At 71.2% G+C, this 26,526-nt stretch carries 20 protein-coding genes; 2 read left to right on the plus strand and 18 right to left on the minus strand.

From position 1 onward, the window contains the following. Positions 1 to 167: 167 nt before the first annotated feature. From ACIHCX_RS29665 to ACIHCX_RS29715, 11 genes are all read right to left on the minus strand, one after another. Positions 168 to 1,469, minus strand: a complete 1,302-nt coding sequence (locus ACIHCX_RS29665; protein WP_400034791.1) for an MFS transporter — start codon at positions 1,467 to 1,469, stop codon at positions 168 to 170. A gap of 64 nt (positions 1,470 to 1,533) precedes the next feature. Further along, on the minus strand, positions 1,534 to 2,160 hold the full coding sequence (locus tag ACIHCX_RS29670) for a TetR/AcrR family transcriptional regulator (protein WP_400034793.1): 627 nt from the start codon (positions 2,158 to 2,160) through the stop codon (positions 1,534 to 1,536). Between the two features lie 130 nt (positions 2,161 to 2,290). Then, a complete protein-coding gene (locus tag ACIHCX_RS29675; RefSeq protein ID WP_400034795.1) occupies positions 2,291 to 3,340 on the minus strand; it encodes an agmatine/peptidylarginine deiminase in 1,050 nt (349 codons plus the stop codon). 29 nt (positions 3,341 to 3,369) lie between these two features. Beyond that, positions 3,370 to 5,058, minus strand: coding sequence for an urease subunit alpha (locus ACIHCX_RS29680; protein WP_400034797.1), 1,689 nt, complete (start codon positions 5,056 to 5,058; stop codon positions 3,370 to 3,372). Further along, on the minus strand, positions 5,055 to 5,738 hold the full coding sequence (gene ureA / locus ACIHCX_RS29685; protein WP_400034799.1) for an urease subunit gamma: 684 nt from the start codon (positions 5,736 to 5,738) through the stop codon (positions 5,055 to 5,057). Before ureA ends, ACIHCX_RS29680 begins: the two co-directional genes overlap by 4 nt. A 276-nt stretch (positions 5,739 to 6,014) precedes the next feature. After that, positions 6,015 to 7,103 carry a branched-chain amino acid aminotransferase gene (locus tag ACIHCX_RS29690; RefSeq protein ID WP_400034801.1) on the minus strand — a complete coding sequence of 363 codons (1,089 nt, stop codon included), beginning with the start codon at positions 7,101 to 7,103 and terminating at the stop codon, positions 6,015 to 6,017. 250 nt (positions 7,104 to 7,353) lie between these two features. After that, the gene (locus ACIHCX_RS29695; protein WP_400034803.1) at positions 7,354 to 8,397 is read right to left on the minus strand and encodes a 3-isopropylmalate dehydrogenase; all 1,044 of its coding nucleotides are present in this window, start codon (positions 8,395 to 8,397) and stop codon (positions 7,354 to 7,356) included. A 78-nt stretch (positions 8,398 to 8,475) separates the two neighbouring features. After that, positions 8,476 to 8,607, minus strand: a complete 132-nt coding sequence (locus ACIHCX_RS29700) for a hypothetical protein (RefSeq protein ID WP_400034805.1) — start codon at positions 8,605 to 8,607, stop codon at positions 8,476 to 8,478. Positions 8,608 to 8,875: 268 nt separating this feature from the next. Then, a complete protein-coding gene (locus ACIHCX_RS29705; protein WP_400034807.1) occupies positions 8,876 to 9,739 on the minus strand; it encodes an alpha/beta fold hydrolase in 864 nt (287 codons plus the stop codon). 87 nt (positions 9,740 to 9,826) lie between these two features. Then, a complete protein-coding gene (gene pruA / locus ACIHCX_RS29710; protein WP_400034809.1) occupies positions 9,827 to 11,467 on the minus strand; it encodes an L-glutamate gamma-semialdehyde dehydrogenase in 1,641 nt (546 codons plus the stop codon). A gap of 50 nt (positions 11,468 to 11,517) precedes the next feature. Beyond that, positions 11,518 to 12,444, minus strand: a complete 927-nt coding sequence (locus ACIHCX_RS29715) for a proline dehydrogenase family protein (RefSeq protein ID WP_400034811.1) — start codon at positions 12,442 to 12,444, stop codon at positions 11,518 to 11,520. Between the two features lie 165 nt (positions 12,445 to 12,609). Between ACIHCX_RS29715 and ACIHCX_RS29720 the strand changes: the two genes are divergently transcribed. Further along, positions 12,610 to 13,938 carry a PucR family transcriptional regulator gene (locus ACIHCX_RS29720; protein ID WP_400034813.1) on the plus strand — a complete coding sequence of 443 codons (1,329 nt, stop codon included), beginning with the start codon at positions 12,610 to 12,612 and terminating at the stop codon, positions 13,936 to 13,938. Between the two features lie 43 nt (positions 13,939 to 13,981). Here ACIHCX_RS29720 and ACIHCX_RS29725 read toward each other — a convergent pair whose 3' ends face one another. Beyond that, complete coding sequence (locus tag ACIHCX_RS29725; RefSeq protein WP_400034815.1) at positions 13,982 to 14,575, minus strand: TetR/AcrR family transcriptional regulator; 594 nt, start codon at positions 14,573 to 14,575, stop codon at positions 13,982 to 13,984. Positions 14,576 to 14,672: 97 nt separating this feature from the next. Here ACIHCX_RS29725 and ACIHCX_RS29730 point away from each other — a divergent pair, with 97 nt between their 5' ends. Next, entirely contained in the window at positions 14,673 to 16,244 is a 1,572-nt protein-coding gene (locus tag ACIHCX_RS29730) for an MFS transporter (RefSeq protein WP_400034817.1), read from the plus strand. A 106-nt stretch (positions 16,245 to 16,350) separates the two neighbouring features. Here the strand turns inward: ACIHCX_RS29730 and serA are convergent, their stop codons facing one another. The 6 genes from serA to ACIHCX_RS29760 form a co-directional block, all read right to left on the minus strand. Then, positions 16,351 to 17,940: a phosphoglycerate dehydrogenase gene (serA, locus tag ACIHCX_RS29735; protein WP_400034819.1), complete on the minus strand. Its 1,590-nt coding sequence runs from the start codon at positions 17,938 to 17,940 to the stop codon at positions 16,351 to 16,353. Positions 17,941 to 18,252: 312 nt separating this feature from the next. Next, positions 18,253 to 19,251 (minus strand): ketol-acid reductoisomerase, encoded by a 999-nt coding sequence (ilvC, locus tag ACIHCX_RS29740; protein WP_400034821.1) that lies wholly within the window; start codon positions 19,249 to 19,251, stop codon positions 18,253 to 18,255. A gap of 118 nt (positions 19,252 to 19,369) precedes the next feature. After that, a complete protein-coding gene (ilvN, locus tag ACIHCX_RS29745) occupies positions 19,370 to 19,894 on the minus strand; it encodes an acetolactate synthase small subunit (protein WP_400034823.1) in 525 nt (174 codons plus the stop codon). 20 nt (positions 19,895 to 19,914) lie between these two features. Further along, entirely contained in the window at positions 19,915 to 21,759 is a 1,845-nt protein-coding gene (locus tag ACIHCX_RS29750) for an acetolactate synthase large subunit (RefSeq protein ID WP_400034825.1), read from the minus strand. Positions 21,760 to 22,001: 242 nt separating this feature from the next. After that, the gene (locus ACIHCX_RS29755; protein ID WP_400034827.1) at positions 22,002 to 25,127 is read right to left on the minus strand and encodes a putative bifunctional diguanylate cyclase/phosphodiesterase; all 3,126 of its coding nucleotides are present in this window, start codon (positions 25,125 to 25,127) and stop codon (positions 22,002 to 22,004) included. Between the two features lie 399 nt (positions 25,128 to 25,526). Next, positions 25,527 to 26,477: a 2-hydroxyacid dehydrogenase gene (locus ACIHCX_RS29760; RefSeq protein WP_400034829.1), complete on the minus strand. Its 951-nt coding sequence runs from the start codon at positions 26,475 to 26,477 to the stop codon at positions 25,527 to 25,529. Positions 26,478 to 26,526 lie beyond the last annotated feature (49 nt).

Genomic DNA, 26,526 nt, shown 5'->3' on the forward strand with positions numbered 1-26,526 from the left:
CCTCGCGGGTGCGAGAGGTCTGCGCGCGGGTCGAGGACGACGATGGCCGCCCGTACCTGGTCGTACGTGGCGGTCACTGCGGACCGGCGCGCCTGCTGCCCATAATCATGGCGGACGAGAGCACGGGGGCAGTCTGGCACAGTCCCGCCCCGTTCGGACATCGCGTCTCAGGATGCGGGCGTCAGTCTGGACGCCTCGGCGTCCTTCATCCGCGTCAGATCCAGGTCCCTGGTCTCCCGCATGGTGATGTACACCACGAGCGAGACGGCCGCGCAGGCCGCCACGTACCAGAAGAATCCGGACTCCGCGCCGGCATCCTTGAACCACAGGGCGACGTATTCCGCGGTGCCGCCGAACAGGGCGTTGGCGAGGGCGTAGGGCAGGGCGACACCGAGCGCGCGCACGCCCGTGGGGAACAGTTCCGCCTTCACGCACGCGTTGATCGAGGTGTATCCGGTGACCACGACCAGGGCCAGCAGGGACAGCCCGAGCGCCGGCCAGAAGCTGTCCGCGCGCCGCAGCAGGGTCATGATCGGCACGGTCAGGACCGTCGAGCCGACGGCGAAGGTGATCAGCAGCGGCCGGCGGCCGATCCGGTCGGACAGGCGCCCGGCGAGCGGCTGGAGACAGGCGAAGACGATCAGCGCGGTGAAGGAGACGAGGGTCGCGGTCTGCTTGGGCAGGCCCGCGGAGTTCGACAGGTACTTCGTCAGGTACGTGGTGTACGTGTAGTAGGCCACGGTGCCGCCCATGGTCAGGGCCATCACCAGGAACGCCTCCCGCTTGTGCCGCCACAGCGCGCGCAGGGTGCCGCGCTCCTCGCCGCCGGTGGCACCGGCCTCGTACACCTCGGTCTCCAGCATGCTGCGGCGCAGGTAGAACACCACGGCCGCGCCGAGCGCGCCGACCACGAACGGGATGCGCCACCCGTAACTGTGCAGGGCCTCGTCGGACATGGTGCGCTGGAGCAGGATCTGGAGGCCGAGGCCGAGGATCTGGCCGGCGGTCATGGACACGTACTGGAAGCTGGAGGCGAAGCCGCGGTGGCCGGGGGCGGAGGCCTCGGTGAGATAGGTGGCGCTCGCCGCGTACTCGCCGCCCACGGACAGTCCCTGGAGCAGGCGTGCGACGAGCAGCACCAGGGCGCCGCCGTAGCCGGCGACGGCGTAGGTCGGTGCCACGGCGATGAGGACGGCGGACGCCGACATGAGGGTGACGGTCAGGGTCAGCGCGGCCTTGCGGCCCCTTCGGTCGCCGACCCTGCCGAGCAGCCAGCCGCCGACCGGGCGCATGAAGAAGCCGACGGCGAAGATGCCCGCGGTGTTCATGAGCTGGGCGGTCGGGTTCCCGTCGGGGAAGAACGCCCCGGCGAAGTAGGTGGCGAAGCTGGCGTAGACGAACCAGTCGTACCACTCCACCATGTTCCCGGCCGAGCCGATCCAGATCTTCTTCCAGTGCTGTCGTCCCATGAGCCGTCACTGCCCCGGCCGGGCCGTGGGGACGCGTCGGAATCGGCCAATCGGAGGGGAGGGTTCAGGCCTCCGTCGGCGTCGGCCCGCCCAGCGCTTCGTCGATGAACTCCTGTACGTGGCTCATGACTTGGGCCCGGTCGGTGCCGCGCAGCCCGATCGCGACGTGGATGGAGAAGCCGTCGAGCAGGGCGCGCAGCCGGGCGGCGAAGCGGTCGGCGTCGACCGGCCGGAACTCGCCGCGCGAGACGCCCTCGGCGACCAGCGCGGCCAGGTCACGGTGCCAGGCGCCCTCGATGGCGGCCTGCCGGTCGCGGGCGTCCTCGCCGGCGTTCAGCGAGCGGTTCCAGACCTCCAGCCACAGCGTCCAGTGCGGGTCGCGGTGGCCGTCCGGCACATACAGGTCGACGTAGGCGTCGAGGCGTTCGCGGACCGGGGCGGCACGGGTCAGCAGCCGGCCGCGCTCGGCCCCGAGCCGGCTCTCGCTCCACTCCAGCGTCTGGAGCAGCAGTTCGTCCTTGGAGCGGAAGTAGTACAGCAGATGACCGCTGCTCATCCCGACCTCGCGGCCGAGCGCCGCCATGGTGAGCTGTTCCAGACCGCGCTCGGCGATCATCTCCATGGCGGCGGCGAGCACCTCCTCACGCGGCGGCGCGGGAGTACGCCTGCGGGGCGCCGGGGCGGTGCTCATGCCGTGCCCCCGGGGCCGGCGCTCGGCAGGGCGGGCGGCGGCTCGGCGACGGGGCGGGTGCGGGCCGCGCAGACCAGTACGTTCACTCGTACGTTCTACCTGACTGTCCTCTGCCGGACGACCGTCTCCGCTATCTGACGACGGTCTTCGGCTGCTGCTGGGTGATGCAGTGGATGCCTCCGCCGCCGGCGAAGACGGCGCGGGCGTCGACCTGGGCCACCGTGCGGTCGGGGAAGAGCCGCCGGAAGATGCCGGCCGCGTGCTCGTCGCGCGGGTCGTCGAAGCCGCACAGGACGACGCCGCCGTTGCAGAGGTAGTGGTTGATGTAGGAGTAGTCGGCCCAGTGCCCGTCGGCCTCCAGGACGGTGGGGGCGGCGACTTCGACGACCTCCAGGGGGCGGCCCTCCGCGTCGGTGGCCGACTTCAGGACGCCGATGACCTCCTTGGTGACCTCGTGGTCGGGGTGGGCCGGGTCCGGCTGGTGGTGGGCGACGACGACGCCGGGGCGGGCGAAGGCGGCCACGATGTCGACGTGACCGAGGGTGCCGTAGCCGTAGGGCGGGTAGTCGCTGGTCAGGCCGCGCGGCAGCCAGATCGCCTTGCGGGTGCCGAGGTGGGCGTGGATCTCCGCCTCGACCTGCTCCTTCGTCCAGTGCGGGTTGCGCTCGGGGCCGAGCTGCACGGTCTCGGTCAGCAGGACCGTGCCCTCGCCGTCGACATGGATCCCGCCGCCCTCGTTGACGAGCGAGGAGGTGTACGTCTTCGCGCCCGCGAGGTCCGAGACATACGAGGCGATCTTCGTGTCGTGCTCCCAGCGGGCCCAGTCCTGGGCTCCCCAGCCGTTGAACGTCCAGTCCACGGCGGCGAGTTCACCCGCGTCGCCGGTCAGGAAGGTGGGACCGATGTCGCGCATCCAGGCGTCGTCCAGATCGCGTTCGACGGTGTCGACGCCCTCCCCCAGGAGGGTGCGGGCCTCGGCCGACTGGCCGGGGCCGCAGACCACCGTCACCGGCTCGAATTGGCGCACGGCACGGGCCACCGACGCCCAGGCGGCCCGGGAGGCGGCGACGTCGTCGGCGGTGTCGAAGGTCGGGTTGGGGCCCGGCCACGCCATCCAGGTGCGCTCGTGCGGCGCCCACTCGGCGGGCATCCGGAAGCCGTCGGCGGCGGGGGTGTTCATGTCGGGGGTCCTCGCAGAGGTCACGGAGGTCACAGGAAGTACAGGCGGTTGAGGGAGACCGAGTCGGCGGGCTCGGAGCGGACCGGGTCGCCGTCCAGGGTGACCAGGCCGGTGCGCTGGTCGACGTCGACGGATCCGGTACGGGAGTTGAGGCGCAGGTCGGCGGGGCCGATGCCGCGGGTGCCGCGCACGGCGACCCGGCGCCGCCGGGTGGGCATCGTGTCGTGGCCCTGGTCCACGGCGGCCTGGGCGACGAACGCGACCGAGATCTCGGCCGGGGTGGCGCCGTGCGCGCCGAACTGCGGTCCCAGCACCAGGGGTTCGCAGGTGTCCGTGGCCGCGTTGGGGTCACCGACCACGCCGTAGGCGGGGAAGCCCGCCTTGAGGACGAGTTGCGGCTTGGCGCCGAAGAACTCGGGCCGCCACAGCACGATGTCGGCCAGTTTGCCGGTCTCGATCGAGCCGACCTCGTGGGCCAGGCCGTGCGCGATGGCGGGGTTGATCGTCAGCTTGGCGATGTAGCGCAGGACGCGCGCGTTGTCGTCGTCCGGGCCGTCCCCCTCGACCGGGCCCAGCTCCGCCTTCATCTTCCCGGCCATGGCGAAGGTACGGCGCACGGTCTCGCCGGCCCGGCCCATGCCCTGGGCGTCGGAGGAGGTGATGCCGATCGCGCCCACGTCGTGCAGCACGTCCTCGGCGCCCATGGTCCCGGCGCGGATGCGGTCGCGGGCCATGGCGGCGTCACCGGGCAGGTCGGTCTTGAGGTCGTGGACGGAGACGATCATGCCGTAGTGCTCGGCGACCGCGTCCCGGCCGAACGGCAGGGTGGGGTTGGTGGAGGAGCCGATGACGTTCGGGACCCCGGCCATCTTCAGCACGTTGGGGACGTGTCCGCCGCCGCAGCCCTCGATGTGGAAGGCGTGGATCGTGCGGCCCTCCAGGACCCGCAGGGTGTCCTCGACCGACAGGCACTCGTTCAGCCCGTCGCTGTGCAGGGCGACTTGCACGTCGTGCTCCTCGGCGACCCGCAGGGCGGTGTCGAGGGCGCGGGTGTGGGCGCCCATGTCCTCGTGCACCTTGAAGCCCGAGGCGCCGCCCTCGGCCAGCGCCTCGACGAGCGGGGCGGCGTGCGAGGACGAACCACGGCCCAGGAAGCCGATGTTGACCGGCCAGGCGTCGAAGGCGCCGAACGCGTGCCGCAGCGCCCACGGCGAGTTGACGCCCACGCCCCACACCGGCCCGAACTCCTGGCCGATGATGGTGGTCACGCCGGAGGCGAGCGAGGCCTCCATGATGCGCGGCGACAGCAGGTGCACATGGGTGTCGACGGCGCCGGCGGTGGCGATCAGCCCCTCTCCGGAGACGATCGTGGTGCCGGTTCCGACGACAACGTCGACACCGTCGAGGGTGTCGGGGTTCCCGGCCCGACCGATGGACTGGATCCGGCCCTCGCGGATGCCGATGGAGACCTTGCGGATGCCCTGCACGGCGTCGATGACGACGACGTTGCTGATCACGACGTCGCAGGTCTCGCGGACCGCCGCCGCCTTGAGGTGCAGTCCGTCCCGGGCGGTCTTGCCGAAGCCGGCGAGGAACTCGTCGCCGTACCGCTGCGCGTCGGACTCGACCCGGACCACAAGCCCGGAGTCGCCGAGGCGGACGCGGTCGCCGGCCCGCGGGCCGTGGGTGGCCGCGTACGCGTACGGGTCGATGCTCATCGGTCGGCTCCCAGGTATCCGCAGGCGGCGGCCCGGCGCAGGGCCTCTTGCTTCGCCCCCGGCGCGTCCAGGGGCCCGTCGACGAGGCCCGCGAAGCCGATCGCGACCCGCGCGCCGCCGATCGGCACGAGGCCGACCTCGACGCTCTCCCCCGGCCCGAACCGCACGGACGATCCGGCGGGTACCGCGAGCCGCATGCCGTAGGCCCGCTCACGCGGGAAGTCCAGGCGCGGGTTGACCTCGAAGAAGTGGAAGTGCGAGGTGACGGAGACCGGCACGGACGCGGTGTTGGTGACCGTGAGCCGCACGGCCGCCTCCGGCTCGGTGTGCCCCGGTCCCGGCAGCAGCGCGCCCGGGCCCCGGTCGCCCAGCCCGCCCCCGGCGATCGGGTCGGAGACCACCGCGAGGCGTGAGCCGTCGTCGAAGACGGCCTCGACATGGACCTCGGTGACCACGTCCGCCACGCCGGGCAGGACGTCGTCCGGGCCGAGCACCGTACGGGCGCGTTCGATCGCCTCGGCGAGCCGGGCGCCGTCGCGGGCGGCCTCGCACACCGTGTCGGCTATCAGGGCGGTGGCCTCGGGCACATTGAGCCTCAGGCCGCGGGCCTTGCGGGCGCGGGCCAGTTCGGCAGCGCCGAACAGCAGCAGCCGGTCACGCTCGGTGGGGGTCAGTCTCACGCCGCGACGCCTCCTTGCTCCTCACATTAGAGCAACACTCTAAAGGTGGAATCCACGGAAAGGAACCGTTGATGGCGAAGCACTCCGGGGCCATATTGAGCGTCGCTCCAATCGCCGGACAGTCGGAGGTGGCCGGCCGAAGCCGGCGGGACCCCTGAACGGCAGTTCCCCGCCCGCCGGTTCGCGAAGTCGGCGAACCGGCGGACGGGGAACTGGGATCGGAGAACGGGAAGGAAAACGGGCGGCGGCCGGTCCGGCGAAGGGCCGGGCGGGCGGCTACGCCAGCGCGTGCATCCAGCCGTGCTTGTCCTCGGTGACGCCGCGCTGGATGTCCAGCAGGGCCCGGCGCAGCTTCATCGTGACCTCGCCGGGCTCGCCGCCCGACTGCTTCCACTCGGCGCCCGCGCGCTTGACCGTGCCGACCGGGGTGATGACGGCGGCCGTGCCGCAGGCGAAGACCTCCGTCAGCGTGCCGTTCTCGGAGTCGCGCTGCCACTGCTCGATGGAGACGCGAGCCTCCTCGGACTCGTAGCCGAGGTCGCGGGCGACCGCCAGCAGCGAGTCACGGGTGACGCCCTCCAGGATCGAACCGCTCAGGGACGGGGTGACGATCCTGTCGCCGTAGACGAAGTACAGGTTCATGCCGCCGAGTTCCTCGACCCACTTGTGCTCCACCGCGTCGAGGTAGCAGACCTGGTCGCAGCCCTCGGCGGCGGCCTCGGCCTGGGCGAGCAGGGAGGCCGCGTAGTTGCCGCCCGTCTTGGCGTCGCCCATGCCGCCGGGGACCGCGCGGACGCGGTCCTCGGAGGCCCAGATGGAGACGGGCTTCACGCCGCCCGGGAAGTACGCGCCGGCCGGGGAGGCGATCACAAGGAACAGGTACTCGTTGGCGGGCTTGACGCCAAGACCGACCTCGGTGGCGATCATGAACGGGCGCAGGTACAGAGACTCCTCGCCGCCGTGCGCCGGCACCCACGCCTTGTCCTGCCGGACCAGGGCGTCACAGGCCTCGATGAACGTCTCGACGGGCAGCTCGGGCATGGCCAGGCGGCGGGAGGACGCCTGGAAGCGCCTGGCGTTCTTCTCCGGCCGGAAGGTGGCGACCGAGCCGTCGGGCTGGCGGTAGGCCTTCAGGCCCTCGAAGATCTCCTGCGCGTAGTGCAGGACGTGCGTGGCGGGGTCGAGGGAGATCGGCGCGTACGGGACGAGCTGGCCGTCGTGCCAGCCCCGGCCCTCCGTCCACCTGATCGTCACCATGTGGTCGGTGAAGTGGCGGCCGAATCCGGGGTTGGTCAGGATCGCCTCCCGCTCCGCATCGGAGAGCGGGTTGGCCGAAGGCTTGAGCTCGATCGTGGGCGTCGTCATGAGTGAGTGTCCTTCACCGAGTTGTTGTGACAGGCCGCGCTCACGCCCGTACGGCCGGTGGCCTGTGCTAGGACGTCCGAGCATTCCCTCATACCGCGGCTCCGCGTCCGATTATCGCGCGGAGCCGACGGCGGAAGAAAACGGGGTGAATGCGGCCCAGGTACTGATGGTGGCACCCGGCGGCGGACAGGGGGAAGCCGCCGGGCGCGGATGCGACCCGACGGCTTCGAAGATTTCGAGTGCGGCCGGGTCAGCCCGCTACTCGTACGCGGAGCGCGTCGCCGATCTCGGCGGTGGAGCGCGCGGGCAGCGCGCCGCGCTCCGCGAGGTCGGCACAGACGGCGTCCTCGATCCGGGTCGCCTCGGACTCGTAGCCGAGGTGGCGCAGGAGCAGGGCGACGGACAGGACCGTGGCGGTGGGGTCGGCCTTGCCCTGACCTGCGATGTCCGGGGCCGAGCCGTGGACGGGCTCGAACATGGACGGGAACTCGCCGCTCGGGTTGATGTTGCCGGAGGCGGCGACGCCGATGCCGCCGGAGACGGCCGCGGCGAGGTCGGTGATGATGTCACCGAAGAGGTTGTCGGTGACGATGACGTCGAACCGCTCGGGCTGGGTCACCAGGTAGATGGTGGCCGCGTCGACGTGGATGTACTCGGTGGTGACCTCGGGGTACTCCTCGGCCACCTTGTTGAAGATGTTCGTCCACAGGTGGCCCGCGAAGGTCAGCACGTTGTTCTTGTGGACGAGCGTGAGCTTCTTGCGCGGACGGGCCTGGGCACGGACGAAGGCGTCGCGGACCACGCGCTCGACACCGAAGGCCGTGTTGACGGAGACCTCGGTGGCGACCTCGTGCTCGGTGCCCTTGCGGATGGTCCCGCCGTTGCCCGTGTACGGGCCCTCGGTGCCCTCGCGGACGACGACGAAGTCGATCTGCGGGTCGCCCGCGAGCGGGGTGGCGACACCGGGCAGGAGCCTGCTCGGGCGCAGATTGACGTGGTGGTCGAAGGCGAAGCGGAGCTTGAGCAGGAAGCCGCGCTCCAGGACGCCGGAGGGCACCGACGGGTCGCCGATGGCGCCGAGCAGGATGGCGTCGTGCCGCCCCAGCTGCTCCAGGTCGGCGTCGGTCAGGGTCTCGCCGGTGGCGTGGTAGCGCCGGGCGCCGAAGTCGTACTCCTTGGTCTCCAGCTTCACATCCTGCGGGAGGGCGGCGGACAGGACCTTCAGGCCCTCGGCCACGACTTCCTGGCCGATTCCGTCACCGGGGATCACTGCGAGATCGATGCTGCGAGACATGCCCGCACCCTACTCCTCGTCCCATGAGATGACATGGAGTGTCCGCGATCCGGACACCCGGGGACCGCCTCCCCGGCCTCAGTGACCCGTCTGGCCACCGTTGTCACGGCGGTCGAGGGCGCGCTGGAGGGCGGCTGCGGCGTTCTTGCGGTCGGACTCGCCGGCACGGGAGGTGTGACGGACACGGCGGCGCAGAGCGGTTGCGGCCATGGGGAACCAACTCCTTCGGCACACGTGGAGTGCGGATGAGGAAAACGGGTGACGAGATGCCGGAAGGGGCGGGGAGCGGTACCGCAGGGGTGTCCTGCGCGGGGCCCGGCTCACGACCGCCGTTCGCTTGATCAGCGAGAACGTTCGGCTTCTACAAAACTAAGCGAGGAACGGGCGCCTGTCTCCACAATTACTCGGACTTCCTACTATCTGAGACGGCGTGTCGGAGCACCCCCCGCCGACCTGCCCCTTTCCTCCGAACAGGGGTTCACAGCACCGCCGCCACCGCCCGCCGAAAACCCTGAGCCTCCTCGACCCAGGGCAGGTGCCCGGCGTCCGGGAAGGTGGTCCGGCTCACCCGGGGCAGGGCCCGCTCCAGGGAGGCCACCGCCGTGCGCGGGCGGATGTCCCTGCCGCCGTCGACGATCACGACCGGCAGGTCGAGGCGACGGCAGGCGGCGTCGAGCCCTGATGTGCCCCAGGTCCGCCTCCGCTCCTCGTTCAGCCCTGTGTTGCACGCGGAGTTGACGCCGAACCAGGGGTCGGCCATGCGCTCGGCGAGGCCGAGCGCCCGCTCCCGGTCCGCGAACTCGGCCGACCACTGGAGCACCGCCCGTTCCCGGTCCTCCGCCTCCGTCCGCCTGGGGCGGTCCGTCAACTCCCGCCAGCGGGCGAGACGTTCGGGGTCCTCGCCCAGCCGGGCCAGGAAGTTCCGCCGGTATGCGGGATGCCAGTCCGCGTCCGGCCCGATCCCCGTTCCGGCCACGTAGACCAGGGCGCTCACCCGTTCCGGGCGGGCCAGCGCGTAGCTCAGGGCGAGCTGTGCGCCCCAGGAGTGACCGAGCAGGGCCATCCGGTCGAGGCCGAAGTGCCGGCGTACGGAATCGAGGTCGGCGACGAAACGCTCGCTCGTCCACGGCCCGGCGCAGCGCTGCGAGCGGCCGCAGCCGCGCTGGTCCCAGCGGACGACCGGCGCCACGTCCGTCAGCAGGCCGGTCAGGTCCCCGAACATGTCCCAGAGGCCCGGGCCGCCGTGGCACAGCACCAGCGGGGTGCCGTCCGGGCCCGAGCGCTCCGCCCACAGGCGTACTCCGTCGTCCGTCTCCACCCTGTCCCCCACCGCTCGTGTCATGGGGAGAGTCTGGCCCGGCGGGCATGGAAACGGGCCGGGAAGCCTGCTCGGGGGTCAGGCTTCCCGGCCCGTGCCGGGGAGGGCTGGTCAGCCCATGTGGGGGTAGCCGTAGTCGGTCGGCGCGACCAGGGTCTCCTTGATGGCGCGGGTCAGGGTCCAGCGCATCAGGTTCTGCGGGGCGCCGGCCTTGTCGTTGGTGCCGGAGGCACGGCCGCCGCCGAAGGGCTGCTGGCCGACCACGGCGCCGGTCGACTTGTCGTTGATGTAGAAGTTGCCGGCCGCGTAGCGCAGCTTCTCCATGGTGTACGCCGCGGCGGCGCGGTCGCCCGCGACGACCGAGCCGGTCAGGGCGTAGTCCGACACCGACTCCATCTGGGTCAGCATCTCGTCGTAGCCGTCGGCCGCGCTGTCGTCGTACACGTGCACCGCGAGGATCGGGCCGAAGTACTCGGTCGTGAAGACCTCGTTCTCCGGGTCGGTGCACTCGATGACGGTCGGGCGGACGAAGTAGCCGACCGAGTCGTCGTAGGTGCCGCCCGCGACGATCGTGCAGGACGGGTCCTGCTTCGCCCGGTCGATCGCGGCCTTGTTCTTCGCGAAGGAGCGGTCGTCGATGACCGCGCCGATGAAGTGCGACAGGTCGGTGACGTCACCCATGGTCAGGGAGTCGACCTCGGCGGCGAACTCCTCCTTGAAACCGGAGTTCCAGATCGACGCCGGGATGTAGGCGCGGGAGGTGGCGCTGCACTTCTGGCCCTGGTACTCGAAGGCACCGCGGGTCAGCGCGGTCTTCAGCACCGCGCGGTCGGCCGACGGGTGGGCCACCACGAAGTCCTTGCCGCCGGTCTCGCCGACCAGGCGCGGGTAGGCGCGGTACTTCTCGATGTTGTTGCCGACCGTCTTCCACAGGTACTGGAAGGTCTTGGTCGAACCGGTGAAGTGGATGCCGGCCAGGTCGCGGTGGTTCAGCGCGACCTCGGAGACCTCGATGCCGTCACCGGTGAGGAGGTTGATGACGCCCTTGGGCAGGCCCGCCTCCTCCAGCAGCTTCATGAGCAGCACGGCGGCGTGCGTCTGGGTCGGGGACGGCTTCCAGATCACCACGTTGCCCATGAGGGCCGGCGCGGTGGGCAGGTTGGCCGCGATCGCCGAGAAGTTGAACGGCGTGATCGCGTAGACGAAGCCCTCCAGCGGGCGGTGGTCCATGCGGTTCCACACGCCCGGGGAGTTGGCCGGGGGCTGCTCGGCGAGGATCTGGCGGGCGTAGTGGACGTTGAAGCGCCAGAAGTCCACCAGCTCGCAGGGGCTGTCGATCTCGGCCTGCTGCGCGGTCTTGGACTGGCCGAGCATCGTGGAGGCGGCGATCGTCTCGCGCCACGGGCCGGACAGCAGCTCGGCGGCGCGCAGGATGATCGCGGCGCGGTCGTCGAAGGACATCGCGCGCCAGGCCGGGGCCGCGGCGAGCGCGGCGTCGATGGCGTCCTGCGCGTCCGCCTTCGTGGCGTTGCGGGAGGTGCCGAGGACGGCCTTGTGGTTGTGCGGCTGAACGACCTCGAAGGACGCGCCGCCACCCATGCGCCGGACACCGTCGATGGTGCAGGGCAGGTCGACCGGGTTCTCGGCCAGTTCCTTGAGCTTGGCCTCCAGACGGGCCCGCTCGGGCGAACCGGGGGCGTAGCCGTGCACCGGCTCGTTGACGGGGGTGGGGACCTGGGTCACAGCGTCCATCAGTTCCGAACTCCTTGACTTGAGCGGTGTTGCGAGCGGGGTGCGGAGGCTCAGCCCTTGCTGACCATGCTCCGGAGGAAGAAGCGCAGGTTGGCCGGCTTCTCCGCGAGACGGCGCATGAAGTAGCCGTACCAGTCGGTGCCGTAGGCGGTGTAGACGCGCATCCGGTGGCCCTCGGCGGCCAGCCGCAGGTGCTCGTCGCTGCGGATGCCGTACAGCATCTGGAACTCGTACTCGTCGAGCTTGCGGCCGGCGTTGCGGGCCAGCTCCTGCCCGATCGAGATCAGGCGCGGGTCGTGGGAACCGATCATCGGGTATCCGTCGCCCTCCATCAGCACCCGCAGGATCCGGACGTACGCCTTGTCGATCTCGTGCTTGTTCTGGTACGCGACCTCGGCGGGCTCCTTGTAGGCGCCCTTCACCAGGCGGACCCGGCTGCCGCTCGCGGCGAGGCGGCGGGCGTCGGCCTCGGTGCGGAACAGGTAGGCCTGGATGACGCAGCCGGTCTGCGGGAAGTCCTTCCGCAGCTCCTCGTGGATGGCGAACATCGAGTCGAGGGTGGTGTGGTCCTCGGCGTCCAGGGTGACCGTCGTGCCGATGGCGGCGGCGGCCTCGACGACCGGGCGGACGTTCTTCAACGCCAGCTCGTGGCCGTTCTCCAGGGCCTGGCCGAACATGGACAGCTTCACGGACATCTCGACCTTCGGGCCGAGCTCCAGGTCCTTGATCCGGTCGACCAGCTCCAGGTACGCGTCCCGGGCGGCGGCGGCCTGCTCGGGGGTGGTGATGTCCTCGCCGACCACGTCCATGGTCAGCTCCAGGCCCCTGCCGGTGAGCTCCTCGATGATCGGGACGATGTCGCCCACGGTCTCACCGGGGATGAAGCGGTCGACGACCTGTTTCGTCCCGGGGGCCGCCGAGATCAGGCGTCGCATCCGGTCGCTGCGCGACGCGGCGAGAATCACGGGACCCAGCACGGGGAACCTCCACACGAACAAGCAACACAAGGCCGCAGCCCGACGATTCGGGGGCGGCACGGAGAACCACCGTGAAAGTAAAGGTTTCCTCAGATCGTCGGCCATCGACAGCTGTCACGCATCCGCGCACATGATCTCAGACAGATGTATGAAGGCCCAGCGGAAATGGGAGAGAATGCCCGAGTGACAACCGGTGACAAGGGTGACTACCAGGAGCTGGTCGACGAGATCTCGGAGCTGCTCGGCGCCCCGGCGACCCTGGAGAACCGGAACTTCGAGCTGATCGCCTTCGGCGCCTACGACAGCGAGGGCGACCTGGATCCGTCCGCCCTGGACCCGGTGCGCACCCGCTCGATCCTCACCCGCCGCTCCACATCGGCCGTCCGCCACTGGTTCGAGGGCTTCGGCATCACCCGGGCGACCGGTCCGGTGCGAATCCCGCGGACCCCGGAGGCGGGCGTGTACCGGGGACGGATCTGCCTTCCGGTCCGCCATCGGGGTGTCGTCCTCGGGTATGTCTGGCTCCTGGACTACGACCCGGGGCCCAGTGAGCAGCAACTGGCCGCGGCCATGCTGGTGACCGCGCGGATCGGCGCGCTGCTGGCGGACGAGGCCCAGCACGGCGCGGACCTGACCCGGGAGCTGCGGGCGGTGCTGACCGCCGAGCCGGGCTGGCCGCGGGACATGGCGGTGGCGGAGCTGCGGACGGCCCTGGGCGCCCGCGCGGACGGCCCGCACACGGTGGTGTGCGTGGCCCCCTGGCCGTCGGCGGACCCGGACGACGCCCCCTCGGTCCGCACCCTGCCGGGCGCCAGGGCCCTGTGCGCGATCCCCTGGGGTGGGGACACCTCCCACGCCCTCAAGGCAGTGGGGGAGAGTGGCCAGAGCCTCGTCCTGCTGGTCAGCCTGCGCTCCACGGACACCCTGACACCGGCGGTGTCGGCGGCGACCCGCCTGCTGGAGCGGGCGGCCGCGTCGGGGTCCGGCGGCGCGGGCCGCACCGGTGCCGGGACCGGAGGAGCCCCCGCTCAGGACGGAACGACCGGACGGGACGGGCCGGGCCGGACCACGCCGGGTGGCGGCGGGGTGGCCGCCGGGATCGCCGCGGCGCGGACGGGGCTCGCCGAGCTGGGTACCGCGTGGGCGGAGGCCTCGGCGGCGGCGCGGGCCGCGCTGGCGGAGCCGCGGCTGGGGCCGGTCGCGCGGTGGGCGGCCATCGGGCCGTACCGGCTGCTCACCGCGCTGCCGCCTCGGGCCGCGCACGACCCCGCCCTGCACGGGCTGCTCTCCCCCGCCCACCGGGAGCTGGCCCGCACCGCCGAGGTCTACCTGGACTGCGCGGGCCAGGCCGGCCGCACCGCCGCCGCGCTGGGCATCCACCGCCAGACCCTGTACTACCGGCTGTCCCGGGTGGAGCAGCTGACGGGCCTCGACCTGGACGACGGCGAGGACCGCCTGCTGCTGCACATGGCGCTGAAGGCGGCGCGACTCTAGGGCCTGTTGCGCGGCAGGCGGGACTTTCGCAACGGCCCTAGGGCTAGGAGTCGCGTTCGGTTCCTTCGATGACCCGGCGCAGGCCCTCGGTGAGCTGGTCGGCGTCGGTCGCGGAGTCGGAATCGAAGAGCCACTGCACCATCAGGCCCTGCAACAGGGTCTGGTAGAAGCGGCCTTCGCTGTTGACGGCCTCCTCGCTCTGGTCGGCCTCGGGGATGCCGTTGAACAGTGGCAGCAGTCCGGATCGACCCTGCTGTTCCGCCTCCACCAGCATCTTGCGCACCTCGGGGAGCCGGTCGCCCTGGAGGACGATCTCGAAGCCCAGAAGCCAGATCCCCCGTGACTCGGGCATCGAGCGGATGATGTTCGCCCACACCTCACGGAAGCGCTCGAGCGAGCCGGGAGGCGCCTCGGTGGTCCCGCCCGCGCCCCATCCGGGTTCGAACCGGTCGCCCATCCCCTCGATGAGGGAGACGTACGCCTGCACCAGCAGCGCGTCCTTCGAGCCGTAGTGGTAGCCGATCGAGGCGAGGTTGGTCCCCGACTCCTTCACGATGTCGCGCGCGGTCGTGCGCACGAAGCCCTTCTGCAGCAGGCAGCGCTTGGCGCCCTCCAGCAGGTCCTCACGGTGTCCCATGCCGGCCACCCTACCCGCGATCCATACAACTGTCCTAGACAACTGATTTATACGAGCGTTCTAGACAAGCGTTTAATACGCCCGTACATTGCGAGGCATGACGAACTCGACGAGCACCACCACGACCCCGCCGCCCGCGAACCCGCCACGCGCGGGGCGCCGCGAATGGACCGCTCTCGGCGTGCTGATGCTGCCGCTGCTGCTGGTCTCGATGGACGTCTCGGTCCTGTACTTCGCCATCCCGGCGATCAGCGCCGACCTGGAGCCGAGCGGCACCCAGCAGCTGTGGATCTTCGACATCTACGCCTTCGTCCTGGCCGGCCTGCTGATGACGATGGGGTCGCTCGGCGACCGCATCGGCCGCCGCAAACTACTGCTGATCGGCGCCGCCGCCTTCGGAGTCGCCTCGCTGGCGGCGGCGTACGCGGGCAGCGCCGAGACCCTGATCGCCGCCCGCGCGGTCCTCGGCATCGGCGGGGCGACCCTGATGCCGTCCACGATGGCGCTGGTGCGCACGATGTTCGCCGACCCCGCCCAGCGCGCGAAGGCGATCGGTATCTGGTCGGGCGTGATGACCGCGGGGATCGCGCTCGGCTCCGTGCTGAGCGGTGTGCTGGTCCAGTTCTTCTGGTGGGGGTCGGTGTTCCTGGTCAACCTGCCCGCGATGGTGCTGCTGCTGGTGCTGGGCCCGCTCCTGCTGCCGGAGTCGAAGAGCTCCGAGCCGGGCCGCTTCGACCTACTGAGCGTGCCCCTGTCCATGGCGGCGGTGCTGCCCGTGATCTACGGCCTGAAGAAGATCCCGTCCGAGGGCGTCCACCCGCTGTACGTCGTCTCCGTGGCCGTCGGCCTGCTCTTCGCCGCCCTCTTCGTCCACCGCCAGCGCACGGCGGCCTCGCCGATGATCTCGCCGGCCCTGTTCCGCGGCCGGGGCTTCGCGCCCGCGGTGGTCCTCAACCTGGTCTCGTCCTTCGCGATGCTGGGCTCGGCGTTCTTCACCACGCAGTACCTCCAGTCGGTGCTCGGCAAGAGCGCGATGGAGGCGGCCCTGTGGGCGCTGCTGCCGTCCGTGCCGATCGGAATGGCCGCGCCGACGGCCGCCGCGCTGGTCCAGAAGGGCGTCAACCGCGCCTACGTCGTGACGGCGGGCTTCGCGATCGCCGCGGTGGGCTACGGCCTGCTGGCCCTGGCCGGCACGGACTCGCTCTGGCTGGTGCTGGTCGCGGCCGGAGTCCTCGCCTCCGGCATCGTGACGGTGCTGTCCCAGATGACCGACCTGGCGCTGAGCGCGGCCCCGGTGGAGAAGGCGGGCGCGGCCTCCTCGCTGCTGGAGACCGGCGCGGAGTTCGGCGGCGCCCTGGGCATGGCGGTCCTCGGCTCGATCGGCACGGCGATCTACCGTCACGGGATCCCGGACTCCGCCCCGGCGGCGGCCCACGAGACCCTGGGTGGCGCGCTGGCCGTCGCCGGTCACCTGCCGGGGCGCGCGGGAGACGCCCTGGCCACCGCCGCCCGGGAGGCCTTCACCAGCGGAATGCACGGCGCGGCGCTCACCGGCGCGGCGGTCCTGCTCCTCGCGGCGGCCGGTGCGGCGACGACACTGCGGCGCATCCACGTCAGGGAGACGGCGGCGCCGGTCGCGGAGTCCGAGGCGGCTCAGGCCGCAGCCTGAGAACACAAAATCGCCGGACGGGCTCCAGGAGCCCGTCCGGCGATGGACGACGAGGCCGTTCAGGCCGAAGCGGGGTCTGGGGGCGCAGCCCCCGGCGACGGTGACGTCAGACCAGGTTCACCGAACGAGCGGACGTCGCCCCGATCTCCTCGGCGACCTCCGCCAGCACCCCGGCGGGCACCGTGTCGTCGACGGTCAGCACCGCCAGCGCCTCCCCGCCCGCGGCCGCGCGGGCGACCTGCATACCGGCGATGTTGATACCGGCCTCGCCGATGACACGGCCGACGGTGCCGACGACGCCCGGACGGTCCTCGTAGCGCAGGACGACCATGTGGTCGGCGAGCGCGAGGTCGACGTCGTACTCACCGACCGCGACGATCTTCTGGAGGTGCTTGGGGCCGGCCAGCGTGCCGGAGACGGAGACCTCCTCGCCGTCCGCGAGCGTGCCGCGCACGGTGACGACGTTGCGGTGGTCGGCCGACTCCGAGCTGGTGGTCAGGCGCACCTCCACGCCCCGCTCCTGGGCGAACAGCGGCGCGTTGACGTAGGACACCGTCTCGTCGACGACGTCCTCGAAGACGCCCTTGAGCGCGGAGAGCTCCAGCACCTTCACGTCGTGCTGGGTGATCTCGCCGTACACCTCGACGTCGAGGCGGACCGCCACCTCGCCGGCGAGCGCGGTGAAGATGCGGCCGAGGCGCTCGGCGAGCGGCAGGCCCGGCTTGACGTCCTGGGCGATGACGCCGCCCTGGACGTTCACCGCGTCCGGAACCAGTTCCCCGGCGAGGGCGAGGCGGACGGACTTGGCGACGGCGATGCCGGCCTTCTCCTGGGCCTCGTCGGTGGAGGCGCCCAGGTGCGGGGTGGACACGACCTGGTCGAACTCGAACAGCGGCGAGTCCGTGCACGGCTCCTTGGCGTACACGTCCAGACCGGCGCCCGCCACACGGCCCTCCTTGAGAGCCGAGTACAGCGCCTGCTCGTCGACGATCCCGCCGCGCGCGGCGTTGACGATGCGCACGGTCGGCTTGACCTTGTGCAGCGCCTCCGCGCCGATCAGGCCGAGGGTCTCGGGCGTCTTGGGCAGGTGCACGGTGATGAAGTCGGAGACCTCGAGCAGCTCGTCCAGCGTCAGCACCTTGACGCCCATCTGCGCGGCCCGCGCGGGCTGCACGTACGGGTCGTAGGCGACGACCTTCATGCCGAAGGCCGACATGCGCTGGGCGACCAGGGCGCCGATGCGGCCGAGACCGACGACGCCGAGGGTCTTCTCGGCGAGTTCCACGCCGGTGTACTTGCTGCGCTTCCACTCGCCGTTCTTCAGCGCGGCGTTGGCCTGCGGGATGTTGCGGGCGGTGGCCAGGATCAGGCCGCAGGCCAGTTCGGCGGCGGTCACGATGTTGGAGGTCGGGGCGTTGACGACCATCACGCCCGCCTTGGTGGCGGCGGAGACGTCGACGTTGTCCAGGCCGACGCCGGCTCGTGCGACGACCTTGAGCTTGTTCGCCGCGGCGACGGCCTCGGCGTCGACCTTGGTCGCCGAGCGGATCAGGATCGCGTCCACGTCGGCGATGGCGGGGAGCAGTTCGGCCCGGTCGGCGCCGTTGCAGTGCCGGATCTCGAAGTCCGGTCCGAGCGCGTCGACGGTCGCGGGCGACAGCTCTTCAGCAATGAGTACGACGGGTTTCGAGCTCACGTGAGTCCTCACAGATCTGGGGGCACCTCCCATGCCTTGAAGCTAGGGGGGAGCATGCGGACGGCCGTGTCCCAACGGCCGCAGGCGGAGGAGGGGGCTAGCCGCGTGGAAGACGCACGACGCTGTGGGCCTGACGCGTTGTAGTTCAGAAGTGTAATGGCGCCGGGTGCATCGTATTGCGCCACCGCGGAAGGATCACCCGTCCGTGGCTGGACGGTCGGGACAACACCGGAAACCGGCCACGGCCTGCGGTGTCGCCCGGGTCGCCGAAGGGGCCGGAGCGGTACGGCTCCGGCCCCTTCGGCATGAGGCTCACGCCTCCTCGTTCACCCAGCTCATGAGCTTGCGCAGCTCCTTGCCGGTGGTCTCCAGCAGGTGCTCGGAGTCCTGCTTCTTGTACTCGTTGTACTTCTTCAGACCGCCGTGGTACTCGTCCATCCAGGTGCGCGCGAAGGAGCCGTCCTGGATCTCGGCGAGGACCTTCTTCATCTCGGCCTTGGTGGCGTCGGTGATGATGCGCGGGCCGGTGACGTAGTCGCCCCACTCGGCGGTCTCGGAGATCGACCAGCGCATCTTCTCCAGGCCGCCCTCGTACATGAGGTCGACGATCAGCTTCAGCTCGTGCAGGCACTCGAAGTAGGCGATCTCCGGCTGGTAGCCCGCCTCGACCAGGGTCTCGAAGCCGGCCTTCACCAGCGCCGCGGTGCCACCGCACAGGACGGCCTGCTCACCGAACAGGTCGGTCTCGGTCTCCTCGGTGAAGGTCGTCTTGATGACGCCGGCGCGGGTGCCGCCGATGCCCTTGGCGTACGACAGGGCCAGCGCGAAGGCGTTGCCCGAGGCGTCCTGCTCGACGGCGACGATGCAGGGAACGCCGCGGCCCTCCTCGTACTGGCGGCGCACCAGGTGGCCCGGGCCCTTCGGGGCGACCATGCAGACGTCCACGCCGGCCGGGGGCTTGATGAAGCCGAAGCGGATGTTGAGGCCGTGGCCGAAGAACAGCGCGTCGCCGTCCTTCAGGTTCGGGGCGATGGACTCCTCGTAGACCTGGGCCTGGATCGGGTCCGGCACCAGGATCATGATGACGTCGGCCTCCGCGGTGGCCTCGGCCGGGGTGACCACGCGCAGGCCCTGCTCCTCGGCCTTGGCCTTGGAGTGGGAGCCCTCGTGGAGACCGACCCGGACGTCGACACCGGAGTCGCGCAGCGACAGGGCGTGGGCGTGGCCCTGGCTGCCGTAGCCGATGACCGCGACCTTGCGGCCCTGGATGATGGACAGGTCGGCGTCAGCGTCGTAGAACAGCTCGGCCACTTTGGGTTCTCTCCTTGGTGTGCAGTTTGTGCTTCCCACCGTATGCCGGTGAGGGGACGGGAGGTCTGGGAGTCTCGGTATCCGGGCGGCCGGTGTCACCCGACCGCCCGGACCCGGATCACGCGGAGCGGTCCAGGGCGCGCAGCGACCGGTCGGTGATGGAGCGGGCGCCGCGTCCGATCGCGATCGTTCCGGACTGGACCAGCTCCTTGATGCCGAACGGCTCCAGCATCCTGAGCATGGCCGACAGCTTGTCGCTGGACCCGGTGGCCTCGACCGTCACGGCCTCCGGGGAGACGTCGACGGTCTTGGCGCGGAACAGCTGGACGATCTCGACGATCTGGGAGCGCGTCTCGTTGTCGGCACGCACCTTCACCAGGACGAGTTCGCGCTGCACGGCGTGCGACGGCTCCAGCTCGACGATCTTCAGCACGTTGACCAGCTTGTTGAGCTGCTTGGTCACCTGTTCCAGCGGGAAGTCCTCGACGCTGACCACGATGGTGATGCGGGAGATGTCGGGGTGCTCGGTGACGCCGACCGCGAGGGAGTCGATGTTGAAGCCGCGGCGGGAGAACAGGGCGGCGATCCGGGCGAGGATGCCGGGCGTGTTCTCGACGAGGACCGAGAGGGTGTGCTTGGACATGGTTCTCACTCAGCTCTCTGTCAGTCGTCGCTGTCGCCGAAGTCGGGACGGACGTCCCGGGCGGCCATGATCTCGTCGTTGGAGGTGCCGGCCGCGACCATCGGCCAGACCATCGCGTCCTCGTGGACGATGAAGTCGACGACGACCGGGCGGTCGTTGATGGAGTTCGCCTCCTCGATGACCTTGTCGAGGTCCTCCGGGGACTCGCAGCGGATGGCGTAGCAGCCCATGGCCTCCGACAGCTTCACGAAGTCGGGGACCCGGGTGCCCCTGGCGTCCGGGTTGACGTCGTCGGGGCCGGAGTGCAGCACCGTGTTGGAGTACCGCTGGTTGTAGAACAGGGTCTGCCACTGGCGGACCATCCCGAGGGCGCCGTTGTTGATGACGGCGACCTTGATCGGGATGTTGTTGAGCGCGCAGGTGGTGAGTTCCTGGTTGGTCATCTGGAAGCAGCCGTCGCCGTCGATCGCCCAGACGGTCTTCTGCGGCTGTCCGGCCTTGGCGCCCATCGCGGCCGGGACGGCGTAGCCCATGGTTCCGGCGCCGCCGGAGTTCAGCCAGGTGGCGGGCTTGTCGTACTGGATGAAGTGCGCGGCCCACATCTGGTGCTGGCCGACGCCCGCGGCGAAGACCGTGCCCTCGGGGGCGAGCTGCCCGATGCGCTCGATGACCTGCTGCGGGGAGAGCGAGCCGTCCGCGGGCTGCTCGTAGCCGAGCGGGTAGGTCTCGCGCCAGCGGCCGAGGTCGTTCCACCAGGCGGTGTAGTCGCCGCGGTGGCCCTCGCTGTGCTCCTTCTGGACGGCCTGGATCAGGTCGGCCAGGACCTCGCGGGCGTCCCCGACGATCGGCACGTCGGCGGCGCGGTTCTTGCCGATCTCGGCCGGGTCGACGTCGGCGTGGACGATCTTGGCGTACGGGGCGAAGCTGTCCAGCTTGCCGGTGACGCGGTCGTCGAAGCGGGCTCCGAGGGCGACGATCAGGTCGGCCTTCTGCAGCGCGGTGACGGCGGTGACCGCACCGTGCATGCCCGGCATTCCCACGTGCAGCGGGTGGCTGTCGGGGAATGCGCCGAGCGCCATCAGGGTGGTGGTGACGGGCGCTCCGGTGAGTTCCGCGAGGACCTTCAGCTCGGCGGTGGCGCCGGCCTTGAGGACGCCGCCGCCGACGTAGAGCACGGGCCGCCGCGCGGAGGTGATGAGCTTGGCCGCCTCGCGGATCTGCTTGGCGTGCGGCTTGGTGACCGGGCGGTAGCCGGGCAGGTCCATGACCGGCGGCCAGGAGAAGGTCGTCCGCGTCTGCAGGATGTCCTTCGGGATGTCGACGAGGACCGGACCGGGGCGGCCGGTCGAGGCGATGTGGAACGCCTCCGCGATCGTCTTGGGGATGTCCTCGGCCCTGGTGACCAGGAAGCTGTGCTTGGTGATCGGCATCGTGATGCCGACGATGTCCGCCTCCTGGAAGGCGTCCGTGCCGATCGCCTTGGAGACGACCTGGCCGGTGATCGCGACCAGCGGCACCGAGTCCATGTTCGCGTCGGCGATGGGCGTCACCAGGTTGGTGGCACCGGGGCCCGAAGTGGCCATGCAGACACCGACCTTGCCGGTCGCCTGCGCGTAACCGGTGGCCGCGTGGCCCGCGCCCTGTTCGTGGCGGACGAGCACGTGGCGCACCCGGCTGGAGTCCATCATCGGGTCGTAGGCGGGAAGGATCGTGCCGCCGGGAATGCCGAATACGGTGTCGACCCCGACCTCCTCAAGCGAGCGGATGAGGGACTTCGCACCCGTGACGTGCTCGGGCGCGGACGGGTGTCCTCCGGATCGGGGCCGCGGCTGCGGATGAGGGGCCCCGGTGGCCTGCTCGGTCATCGGCATTCTCTTCTCGATGCTGAGGGTTTTTGCGAGGTTTGGGCGGAGTTCGGACGCCGCACGCCAGGTGCTCGTGCAACAAAAAACCCCTCGTGCCGCAAGGCAAGCGAGGGGAAGCGCGCCGGTGTGGTCGCCGGGTTCCGGATCGTTGTCCGGTGGGTCCCAGCTCAGCCGACGCGCTGTCCAAGTACGAGAATTCGGGTGCGCATGGAAATGACCCTCCCTCCGGCACGCACCCGGTGTCAAGTGGGTGGGACGGGAGTCTCATTATGTGAGCGGAGGGCCGTCCCGCCTCCGAGGACGGCGGGCACCGCCGCGGTGAAGGCCCCGGCGCTCCCCCCGGCGAACACCGGTTCGGCCGGGCCGTGCGGCACCGGGTAGCGGCCGGAGGTGAGCGCCCGGCGCAGCCGGTACTCGTCCAGCGGGCCGGAGAACGCCATGCCCTGACCGTGGGTGCAGCCCATCGCGCGCAGGGCCACGACCTGCTCCGGCAGGTCCACGCCGTCGGCCACGGAGCGGAGCCCGAGGTCGGCGGCGATGCGGAGCAGACCACTGGTGATCTTGTGCAGCCGGGCGGACTCGACGACGCCCTCGACCAGGCTGCGGTCGAGCTTCAGCACGTCGACGGGGAGCCTTCTGAGGGCCGTGACCGCCCCGTGGCCGCTGCCGAAGCCGTCCAGCGCGATGCGCACACCGAGCCGCCGGAGGGCGGCCAGACGGCGCTCCAGCTCGTCCAGCGGCACCCGCGGGTCGGGGGCGGACAGCTCGATCACCAGGGCTCCGGACGGCAGCCCGTGCCGGGTCAGCAGGGCCTCCACGGAGCCGGGCGGCAGCGAGCGATCCACCAGACGGCGGGCGCCCATCCGGACCACCACGGACACGTTCGGACCGGTCGAGGCGCGGTCGGCGGCCTGTGCGACGGCCTCCTCCAGCATCCAGCGGCCCAGTTCGGCCGTCCTGTCGCTGTCCTCGGCCACCCGCAGGAACTCGGCGGGGGTGAAGAGCACGCCCTGCGAGGAGCGCCAGCGCGCCTGCGCGGCGACCGAGGTGATCCCGCCGTCCTCCAGGCGGACCACCGGCTGGTGCAGCAGGGTGAACTCGCCCTCGTGCAGGGCGTTTCTGAGCCGGGTGGCCAGCTCCGCCCTGCGGACGACGTCCTGCTGCATCTGCGGCTTGTACAGCTCGACCCGGCCCTTGCCCGCCGCCTTGGCGCGGTACATGGCGAGGTCGGCGTTGCGCAGCAGCTCCCCCGCGCCGAGGCCCGGCTCGGCGAAGGCCACTCCGATGGACGCGGCCACGCGCACGTCGTTGCCGTCGATGAGGTACGGATGCGACAGCGTCACCCTGAGGCGGTCGGCGAGCTCCAGGATGTGCCGTTCGCGGGCCGTGCGGTCGCGGGTGCCGTCCCCGACGATCAGGGCCGCGAACTCGTCGCCCCCGAGCCGGGACGCGGTGTCCCCGTGCCGTACCGCCTCGTGGAGTCTGCGGGCGGCCTGGACGAGCAGCTCGTCCCCGGCCTGGTGACCGATCGTGTCGTTGACGGCCTTGAAGCCGTCGAGGTCGATGAAGAGCACCGCCGTGCCGTGGTCGGTCGAGCGGCGACCGGACAGGGCCTGCTGGACACGTTTGGTGAACAGCGCCCGGTTGGGCAGGTCGGTGAGCGGGTCGTGCTCGGCGTTGTGCTGGAGCTGCGCCTGGAGACGCACCCGCTCGGTCACGTCCCTGCTGTTGAAGATGAGGCCGCCGTGGTGGCGGTTGACGGTCGACTCCACGTTGAGCCAGCCGCCGTTGCCGGAGCGGAAGCGGCACTCGATGCGCGTGGTGGGCTCTTCGAGCGGGCTGGCGACCAGGAAGCGGCGCACCTCGTGCACCACGGAGCCCAGGTCCTCCGGATGGATGATCCCCGCCAGTTCGGTGCCGACCAGTGCCTCCGCCGGCCGCCCGTACACCCCGGCGGCGGCCGGGGAGACGTACCGCAGGACGCCGTTGGGTGCGGCGATCATGATGACGTCGCTCGAACCCTGCACCAGGGAGCGGAAGTGGTTCTCCTTCTGGGCCAGCTCCTGGGTGAGGGCGATGTTGTCGCGCAGCACGATGCCCTGGCGCACGACGAGCACCAGCACGACGGCCCCGGCGGAGATCAGCACCACGCGGTCGACGCTGTGGCCGTTGAGGGCGTTGTACAGGACTCCCAGCGTGCACACCGCCGCCGCGAGGTACGGGGTGAGGGCGGCGAGGGAGCCGGCCAGGGGCCGGCCGGCCGGATACCGGTCGGGATCCTCCTCCGGTGCGGGCGGCCCGCCGTGCGCGGGGCGCGCGACCGCGGAATGCTGCCTTGGCACAGGGACAAGCGGCTCGCGGACGCGGCTCTCGGGGCCGTGCCCGTGGGCGTCGGCCACGCGCGCGTGCCCGTCGGCGGAGCGGACGTCCGGGTCGCACCCGTCCGGCTGGTACCCCTGCGCCTGGCGCGGGCCCGTCCGGTACGGGTGTTCCGGATCGTACGGGTGGTACGCGTCGACGTCGTGCCGTTCCGCGGCCTGCTGTCCGGGGCGGGGCGCCGCCCAGGGGGCGTACGCCAGGAGCAGGGAGCCGGCGAACCAGCCGGCGTCGAGCAGTTGCCCCGAGCGGTAGCTGTTGTGCAGCAGCGGCGAGGTGAACAGCGCGTCGCACAGCACGGTCAGGGCGAGCCCGCCGATCGCCGTGTTCACGGCGGTGCGGTTGATCGGGGAACACCGGAAGTGCAGCGCGAGCACCATGGAGACCAGGGCGATGTCCAGCAGCGGGTAGGCCAGCGAGAGCGCGGTGTGCGCGACGCTCGACCCGTCGAACTTGGCCGCCTGGGCGAGGGCGAGGCTCCAGGACAGGGTGAGCAGCGAGCCGCCGATCAGCCACGAGTCCAGCGCCAGGCACACCCACCCGGCCCTGTTCGCCGGCCGCTTGGCGAGCACGAGCAGGCCGACGATCGCCGGCGGCGCGAAGCACAGGAAGAACAGGTCGGCGCAACTGGGACTGGGCACGGACACGCCGAGGACGACCTCGTACCACCCCCAGACCGCGTTGCCCAGGGCGGCCATCGCCGAGGAGAGGGCGAACAGCAGCCAGGCTGTTCGAAAGCGGACGTGACGGCCGCGGGCGTACAGCGCGCACGAGACCGCGGCGGTGCCGGCCGCGGCGCTCAGCCCGAAGTCGCCCATGAACAGCGCCGCCTTGCTGGAACCCCAGCCGCACGCGGCACCGATGGCGAATCCCGCGCACACCAGGGCCAGCAGGAGCTGCGGCGCCACTCTCGAACGGACGACGGCGGCCGGCGGGGGCAGCAGCGCCCCCGGTTCGGACGGCGGCCGCGGCGCGCCGTCGAACGCGGTCATGGCAGGCGATGGCGGGCTCACCGAGGCCTCCCGGTCCGTGCGGCCGGGTCTCCCGGCTTCCGGTGCGCCGGGTGGGCATGCCTCCGGCGACCGCCGGGCCTGCGGTGGTGATGACTGTGATGGCTGTGGTGGCCGCGTCTGCGCGCGGCCGTGTGCCAGGGCCGCCGCCGACGGCCCCGCCGCGTCGGATCGTTCGTCCATAGGCCGTGCATCGCCCGTCGCCCCCCTCGCAGTGTGGAATGTCCGTCCCCGGCGCCGAACTGTGCGCGGCGCGGCCCCTGTCGGGACGATACACCAGTCTCGTCACTCAGGGACATAGCTCCTCTACGCTCCGTGACGACCAGCGCGAATGCGGGTACGGACCGCGTTCGAGGAGTCGCGGACCGTACCCGAAGCGGATCAGGAGCTTGCCGTGCCCGTCGTGAGGACCACGTTGGCGAGTGGTTCCCGGTTCACGAAACGGCGCAACTGGTCCGTCAGAAGCCGTGTGGCGCGCGGCAGGAAGGCCGACGTGGGACCGCCGACATGGGGGCTGATCAGCACGCCCGGCGCGTGCCACAGGGGGTGGCCCGGGGGCAGCGGCTCGGGGTCGGTGACGTCGAGGGCGGCGGTCAGACGGCCGCTGTCCAGCTCGGCGAGCAGCGCCTCGGTGTCGACCACGGCGCCGCGCGCGACGTTCACCAGCAGCGCGCCGTCCTTCATCCGCGCCAGGAAGTCCGCGTTCACCAGCCCGCGCGTGGCCTTGGTCAAGGGCGTGGACAGGACGACGACATCGGCCTGCGGGAGCAGGGAGGGCAGATCGGTGAGCGGATGCACCGGGCCGCGCTCCGTGGTGCGCGCGGAGCGCGCCACCCGCGCCACCCGCGCGACCTCGAAGGGCACGAGCCGGTCCTCGACGGCGGCCCCGATCGAGCCGTAGCCGACGATGAGGACGTTCTTGTCGGCGAGGGCGGGACGGAAGCCGCCGCCCCACTCGCCCCGGTCCTGGGCCCGGACGAAGCCGGGGACGCCGCGCAGCGAGGCCAGGATCAACGTCAGGGCGAGCTCACTGGTACTCGCCTCGTGCACCCCGCGCGCGTTGCACAGCCGCACGCCCGGCGGCAGGTCGCGCAGACCCGACTCCACCTGGTCCGTGCCGGCGGACAGCGTCTGCACGACCCGCACGGAACTCATCCGGGGCAGCGGGCGCCGACCGACGCCGCCGGGCTTCATGTACGGCACGACGTAGAAGGCGCAGTCGGCGGGGTCCGCGGGGAACTCCTCGGCGCCGTCCCAGAAGCGGTAGGAGAGCCCCTGCGGAAGCCCCTCGATCTCGTCCGGCGGAATGGGCAGCCACACGTCAGCAGTCATGCTCAGGAGGCTATGCCAGGGGCACGTGGAGCCAGAGGTTAGGTTGGTG

The sequence above is a fragment of the Streptomyces sp. NPDC052043 genome (assembly GCF_044548235.1).
GTDB lineage: Bacteria > Actinomycetota > Actinomycetes > Streptomycetales > Streptomycetaceae > Streptomyces.

What these genes read in the sequence shown, in the direction of transcription:
- ACIHCX_RS29665 (WP_400034791.1), bottom strand. Translation starts at nt 1,469, where the DNA reads ATGGGACGACAGCACTGGAAGAAGATCTGGATCGGCTCGGCCGGGAAC.
- ACIHCX_RS29670 (WP_400034793.1), bottom strand. Translation starts at nt 2,160, where the DNA reads ATGAGCACCGCCCCGGCGCCCCGCAGGCGTACTCCCGCGCCGCCGCGT.
- ACIHCX_RS29675 (WP_400034795.1), bottom strand. Translation starts at nt 3,340, where the DNA reads ATGAACACCCCCGCCGCCGACGGCTTCCGGATGCCCGCCGAGTGGGCG.
- ACIHCX_RS29680 (WP_400034797.1), bottom strand. Translation starts at nt 5,058, where the DNA reads ATGAGCATCGACCCGTACGCGTACGCGGCCACCCACGGCCCGCGGGCC.
- ACIHCX_RS29690 (WP_400034801.1), bottom strand. Translation starts at nt 7,103, where the DNA reads ATGACGACGCCCACGATCGAGCTCAAGCCTTCGGCCAACCCGCTCTCC.
- ACIHCX_RS29695 (WP_400034803.1), bottom strand. Translation starts at nt 8,397, where the DNA reads ATGTCTCGCAGCATCGATCTCGCAGTGATCCCCGGTGACGGAATCGGC.
- ACIHCX_RS29700 (WP_400034805.1), bottom strand. Translation starts at nt 8,607, where the DNA reads ATGGCCGCAACCGCTCTGCGCCGCCGTGTCCGTCACACCTCCCGTGCC.
- ACIHCX_RS29705 (WP_400034807.1), bottom strand. Translation starts at nt 9,739, where the DNA reads ATGACACGAGCGGTGGGGGACAGGGTGGAGACGGACGACGGAGTACGC.
- pruA (WP_400034809.1), bottom strand. Translation starts at nt 11,467, where the DNA reads ATGGACGCTGTGACCCAGGTCCCCACCCCCGTCAACGAGCCGGTGCAC.
- ACIHCX_RS29720 (WP_400034813.1), top strand. Translation starts at nt 12,610, where the DNA reads ATGGGAGAGAATGCCCGAGTGACAACCGGTGACAAGGGTGACTACCAG.
- ACIHCX_RS29725 (WP_400034815.1), bottom strand. Translation starts at nt 14,575, where the DNA reads ATGGGACACCGTGAGGACCTGCTGGAGGGCGCCAAGCGCTGCCTGCTG.
- ACIHCX_RS29730 (WP_400034817.1), top strand. Translation starts at nt 14,673, where the DNA reads ATGACGAACTCGACGAGCACCACCACGACCCCGCCGCCCGCGAACCCG.
- ilvN (WP_400034823.1), bottom strand. Translation starts at nt 19,894, where the DNA reads ATGTCCAAGCACACCCTCTCGGTCCTCGTCGAGAACACGCCCGGCATC.
- ACIHCX_RS29750 (WP_400034825.1), bottom strand. Translation starts at nt 21,759, where the DNA reads ATGACCGAGCAGGCCACCGGGGCCCCTCATCCGCAGCCGCGGCCCCGA.
- ACIHCX_RS29755 (WP_400034827.1), bottom strand. Translation starts at nt 25,127, where the DNA reads ATGACCGCGTTCGACGGCGCGCCGCGGCCGCCGTCCGAACCGGGGGCG.
- ACIHCX_RS29760 (WP_400034829.1), bottom strand. Translation starts at nt 26,477, where the DNA reads ATGACTGCTGACGTGTGGCTGCCCATTCCGCCGGACGAGATCGAGGGG.